At 51.9% G+C, this 3,345-nt stretch carries 1 protein-coding gene and 2 pseudogenes; 2 read left to right on the forward strand and 1 reads right to left on the reverse strand.

The window, feature by feature from the left end; genetic code table 11:
• Nucleotides 1-125 precede the first annotated feature (125 nt).
• Nucleotides 126-992 (forward strand): annotated as a pseudogene (locus IMW75_RS26570) (OprD family outer membrane porin); the annotation flags it as partial.
• Nucleotides 993-1,125: 133 nt separating this feature from the next.
• Here IMW75_RS26570 and IMW75_RS26575 read toward each other — a convergent pair.
• A pseudogene (locus IMW75_RS26575) lies at nt 1,126-1,823 on the reverse strand (pirin family protein).
• 53 nt (nt 1,824-1,876) lie between these two features.
• Between IMW75_RS26575 and IMW75_RS26580 the strand changes: the two are divergent.
• The gene (locus IMW75_RS26580; protein ID WP_205894290.1) at nt 1,877-2,851 is read left to right on the forward strand and encodes a LysR substrate-binding domain-containing protein; all 975 of its coding nucleotides are present in this window, start codon (nt 1,877-1,879) and stop codon (nt 2,849-2,851) included.
• The last annotated feature ends 494 nt before the right edge of the window (nt 2,852-3,345 follow it).

Raw genomic sequence — 3,345 nt, forward strand, 5'->3', positions numbered from 1 at the left:
GGCTGAGGCCCTGGATATGACCGATTTGAATGGCGGCGCGTTCTTCGACGCTGAGTTCGTGATAGGACATGGGGCAGCACCGTACCGGAAAGGTCAGGTGTTGCACTCAGTTTTTGCCGCCGCCGGGTATCCTCACCTCCAAAGAGATTGATGGACTTACGCTTACCGCTGGGAAAATTGACCAGTCCTCAGGACGAGCGACTAGCAATTCGACCGGGCTGGCATTAGCTGGCGGCACGAAAGACTCAAACGATTTTCGGTTTGCAGGCGGCGATTGGAAAGCGACGAAGGATCTGACGGTTCAATACTACTTCGCAAGACTCGAAAACTACTACAAACAGAATTTTGTAGGTCTAGTTCATGTGCTGCCCCTAGGCGAGGAACAGTCCTTTAAAACTGATCTGCGATATTTCGACAGTGACTCTGACGGCAAAAATGGTGACATAGGGTACCGGTTCAATAACAACGGAGGCTATGCAAAGACCCCAGGTGAAGTTGATAACAAAACATGGAGCGCTATGTTCACGTACAGCTTTAGAGGCCATTCAATCCTTGTAGGCCACCAAAGCGTGAGCGACGACGGTGGGTTTGTGTGGCTCAATCAAGGAAATGTTGTTGATGGTCGCAACCGTCCGGAGGGCAACGGTGGGACAGCGTTTTATCTGTTCACTGACGCCATCGTGGGCAATTTCTCCAGGGCCGGCGAGCAGACGATGTTTGGGCAATACGCCTATGATTTTGCAAAAATAGGAGTGCCTGGCTTGAAAACATCTATCTCGTATCTGACGGGTGATGACATCAAGGACGTTCGAGGAGGCGATGATCACAAGGAGTGGGAGAGAGACATGCGCATTGATTACATCATCCAAACTGGTCCACTGAAGGGCTTTGGAACGACAGTTCGCCACGGTACTTACCGTAGCGACGGATCTGCTCTGGCTGACACAGATCAGACACGGGTGATCTTTAACTACAGCTATTCGTTTCTATAGCCCCGGACTATTAGCTAGTGATGTGCACCACGACTCAGCGAGACTTACCACCTACTCTGTCCGCAAGGAAAAGAATGCGGTGCCCATCAGTTGAGCCGGACTGCTCTCGACTAATGGGCTCAAATCGACGCGGTCAGAAGACCTCGACCAAAACCACCTCGGTATCATCAAGAGCGCTAAGGGTAAGCATAGACTCGTCAGATATGGCCACACCGCTCCCAGCTTCGACCCGCTCACCGTTCACGACTACTGTCCCTAACGTCGGCACCAAGTAGCACTGGCTAGTTTTTGGAGGCTTAGATGTAAGCTCTCACCTGCTTTAAGCAACGCTCCCTTTACACGTGCATCGGCATTGATAGGCAACGCATTTTCGTCCGTCGCAGCTCCACTGGCGAGGACCACCCATTGTTTGGCCCGATCAGATTTAGGGGATGGACGCGTTCCCCAGCAAGGTCGTCCGCCTATCGCGCGCGGTCGTAACCATATTTGGAAGAACCTCAACGGCTCACTTTCCGCGTTTCGCTCTTCATGGCGAATTCCCGTCCCAGCACTCATTACCTGTACATCTCCAGACTCGGTCTTACCTTGTCCGCCAGAACTGTCTCGATGCGACACCGCTCCCTCTAATACGTAAGTGACGATTTCCATATTTTCGTGACTGTGCATAGGAAAACCAGTGCCTGGAGCAATCACGTCGTCGTTCCAAACAACGAGGGCTCCAAGCGGATGGTGATCAGGATTGCCATCTGGGGTCACCTTGAAATGGTGCTTCGCTCGAAGCCATCCGAAATCGCCGCCACCCAGATTGTGTCTCAAGCGATGCTTCAACATTTTAGAGCCTCAGAGGAATAGCGATTTGCTAATCAGAGGATTATGGTTTTGGAATGAAGGTTTTAGAACGGCTCAAAAAACAACGGTACGTTGTTGAAAATAGAACGATCGAAGTATCGAAGGGTGAGACGATGGACCATGTGACGAATTTGAACGACATGCATCTCTTCGCCAAGGTGGTGGACCACGGGGGGTTCACCTCGGCGGGAAAAGCGCTGGGACTGCAAACGTCAAAACTCAGCCGTCGCGTTGCAGCGCTGGAAACGGAGTTGGGCGTAAGGCTACTAAATCGTAACTCGCGGAACGTATCGCTCACTGAAGCGGGGCGATTGTTTTACCAGCACTGCTCCGCCATGGTGGAAGAAGCTCGCGCGGCAAAGACTGTCATCGATCAAACACGAGCCACGCCACAGGGCGTGGTCCGCATCAGTTGCCCGCTTGGCGTATTGCAGATAGGCGCCGGAGCCATATTGTCGCAGTACCTGATAGATAACCCGCTTGTACGCATTAAGCTCGATGCGACAAATCGACGTGTGGATGTCATTGAGGAAGGCCTAGACATCGCGCTGAGAGTACGATTGCTACCATTAGACGATTCCGACCTTACCTTGTTGCCGCTTTTGCCAAGCTACCGAGTCTTAGCCGCCAGCCCGGCGTTGTTAACGCTATATCCAAAACTTGAAGATCTAGACGATTTAGCTTCAGTACCGACATTGGCCATGGCGAACGCAAACGATAAATATCAATGGGAGTTTCTGACTCCTCATCCGATTGCATTTACTCATTACCCGAGGCTGGCAACTGATGATTTACAGACGCTACGGGAGGCTACACTGATGGGAGTCGGTGTATCACAGTTGCCGCTAAGTCTCATTCAAAAGGACTTTGCACAAGGTCGCCTCGTCCAGATCCTTGCTGACTGGTCTTCGCCGAGCGGCAGCTTGCACGCTGTCTTCCCTTCCCGGCGGGGAATGGTCCCGGCCGTACGAAGTGTTCTGGATGCATTACTAGCAGGATTCGTTCGATGACGTTCGACCCTGTTTTTTCAGATGGCGAGATCGTTCCTGTATGAAATCCCACATCAGTTTTCTGGCCGTGCAAACGCTGATGAAATCGCTCCAGCATTCAGAGAAATTATCAAAGCCGTCTTTCTCCTAGCTAGACTAATTATGACTATATGGAGGTTGGCTATGGCAACCCGGAAAAAACAGCAGTCGACAGTCGACGAGGCCACCCTCTCCCGTACTTTTAAAACTCCCAAGCGCCGTAAGCATACTGAGAAAGCCAAGCTTGACCTCACGGTTCTGCTTTCGGAAACGCCGGACAACTGCATCGATACACAGTGGGAATCATTGCCGCCAACGGGCCGTGAGCTTCCATGACGAACTGCCAACGTTGTAGTGGTCTAATGAAACCGGACACCCATTTAGGCGAGAATGCTCGCCAGATCGAGGTGTCAGATGACCAAACAACGCCGTTCCTTTTCCGCTGAATTCAAGCGCGAGGCTGCCGACCTTGTGCT

The organism is Pseudomonas gregormendelii (assembly GCF_017114825.1).
GTDB classification, from domain to species: Bacteria; Pseudomonadota; Gammaproteobacteria; order Pseudomonadales; family Pseudomonadaceae; genus Aquipseudomonas; species Aquipseudomonas gregormendelii.

Excerpts from the sequence above, each read along its gene's own strand:
- IMW75_RS26580 (WP_205894290.1), top strand. The coding sequence starts at position 1,877 with ATGAAGGTTTTAGAACGGCTCAAAAAACAACGGTACGTTGTTGAAAAT.